This is a genomic window from Streptococcus sp. HF-1907 (genome assembly GCF_015594605.1).
GTDB lineage: Bacteria > Bacillota > Bacilli > Lactobacillales > Streptococcaceae > Streptococcus.
The window spans coordinates 1-1,950 of record NZ_JADNQT010000033.1; the positions used below are offsets into that span (position 1 = coordinate 1).

2 protein-coding genes and 1 pseudogene are annotated in these 1,950 nt (G+C 35.7%); 2 read left to right on the top strand and 1 reads right to left on the bottom strand.

The annotated features are described in order from the left end of the window. Together IYQ92_RS10005 and IYQ92_RS10010 are read left to right on the top strand one after the other, a co-directional pair. Positions 1-535 (top strand): IS256 family transposase (locus IYQ92_RS10005; RefSeq protein WP_195676486.1); only part of this gene is annotated, 535 nt, incomplete at its 5' end. Between the two features lie 50 nt (positions 536-585). Continuing rightward, positions 586-1,362: pseudogene (locus tag IYQ92_RS10010) on the top strand (tyrosine-type recombinase/integrase); the annotation flags it as partial. 104 nt (positions 1,363-1,466) lie between these two features. On the opposite strand, the gene IYQ92_RS10015 reads toward IYQ92_RS10010, so the two are convergent. After that, the gene (locus IYQ92_RS10015) at positions 1,467-1,709 is read right to left on the bottom strand and encodes a type B 50S ribosomal protein L31 (protein ID WP_195676487.1); all 243 of its coding nucleotides are present in this window, start codon (positions 1,707-1,709) and stop codon (positions 1,467-1,469) included. Between the last annotated feature and the right edge of the window lie 241 nt (positions 1,710-1,950).

The window sequence follows — 1,950 nt, forward strand, 5'->3', positions numbered from 1 at the left end:
TCAAAACCAAGGAATCCAACAGATTTCTCTTGTAGTGATAGATGGCTTCAAGGGGCTTGAGCAGATGATTAGTCAGGCTTACCCATTAGCTAAGCAACAACGTTGCTTAATTCATATTAGTCGAAATTTGGCTAGTAAGGTGAAGCGATCTGATCGGGCAGTTATTCTGGAACAATTTAAAACGATTTATCGTGCTGAAAATTTAGAAATGGCAGTCCAAGCTTTAGAGAACTTTATCGCTGAATGGAAGCTAAAGTATAGGAAAGTCATGGAAAGTTTGGAGAATACGGATAATCTTTTAACTTTTTATCAGTTTCCCTACCAGATTTGGCATAGCATTTATTCGACAAACCTCATTGAGTCTCTTAACAAAGAAATCAAACGTCAAACGAAAAAGAAGGTTCTTTTTCCTAGCGAGGAGGCTCTGGAACGTTATTTAGTTACTTTGTTTGAAGATTATAATTTCAAGCAAAGTCAACGAATCCATAAAGGGTTTGGCCAATGTTCTGACACACTTGAAAGCTTATTTGATTAAAACTTCATAACTCTACTAGAGTGTTTACACATGATTATTGACAGTATCCTTTTAGAAATATTAAGCAAATAAAATCCTATGCTAGTCAAGTCTTTGATTTTGCAATTAAGATGAAGTTGATTACTGACAATCCCATGAAGGAGGCCACATTGCCCAAAAGAGAACAAAAGCAATCAGAGAATTTTTTCAGTGTTAAAGAACTACATGAGTTTCTAGAAATTGTTAAGGCAGAAGAACTATATAAAAATTTTGCTTTATTTAGGTTACTAGCTTATAGTGGTTTAAGAAAAGGGGAACTCTATTTTTTGAGGTGGTCTGATATTGATTTTGAAAGGCAGTTATTATCTGTTAACAAGAATCTGGGACGTATAAATGGGAGGGCGGTTGAAAAGAGTACCAAAAACAAATTTTCGGTGCGTCAAATCCTGTTAGATGCTGAGACTATTTCAATCTTGCAAGAATGGAAACACATTAGCAGAAAAGAAAAAGGGCAACTAACGACAGTTACCCCTTTGGTTGACAATGATTATATTTTTACATTCGTTGATAGAGAAGGTCAGATACAGCCATTGTATCAGGATTATATTAATAGCGTGTTGAAGCGAGTTGTTAATAACCACAATTTAAAGAAAATTACTCCCCATGGTTTTAGACATACCCATGCAACTTTGATGATTGAAATAGGGATTGACCCAGTCAATGCTGCCAAACGGCTAGGACATGCCAGCAGTCAAATGACACTTGATACTTATAGTCATGCTACAGAAGCAGGAGGGGAACAAACGATTAAGAAGTTTGCTGATTATCTTAAAAGTACAGGAGACTAATTTTCCAAGACGGTACCAAAAACGGTACTAAAAATAAAAAAAGCCAAATTCGATTTCTCGAAAACGGCTTTGTACCAACATTTTTAAGCAATAAATGCGGTTGATTATTTGAGACCGTATTTTTTGTTGAAACGATCCACGCGTCCGTCTGCTTGAGTGAATTTTTGACGTCCTGTGTAGAATGGGTGTGAATCTGATGAAATTTCCACACGGATAAGTGGGTAAGTTTCACCTTCGAATTCTACTGTTTCGTTAGAAGCTTTAGTTGAACCGCTAAGGAATTTGTATCCTGTAGTTGTATCAAGGAAAACAACTGGACGGTAATTTGGATGGATGTCTTTTTTCATCTTTAGATAATTTCCTTTCTGCCATAACTCTTTCCGAGCCATAGTTATTAACTTTTTTAGTATAACAAATGTTTGTCAACTTGGCAAGTGTTTTGATAGATTTATTTTTAATTCGGTAACTTCGCAAAGTAAGTTCCAGTCCTCTAGTCAAACTGGAAGTTAGTCTGAAACGTGTTTTTATGGTGGAAGTAAGTCTGAGACTTTTCGTTTAGAAAGAGGTCAATATGACAACTCAAAAATA

What these genes read in the sequence shown, in the direction of transcription:
- IYQ92_RS10015 (WP_195676487.1), bottom strand. Translation starts at nt 1,709, where the DNA reads ATGAAAAAAGACATCCATCCAAATTACCGTCCAGTTGTTTTCCTTGAT.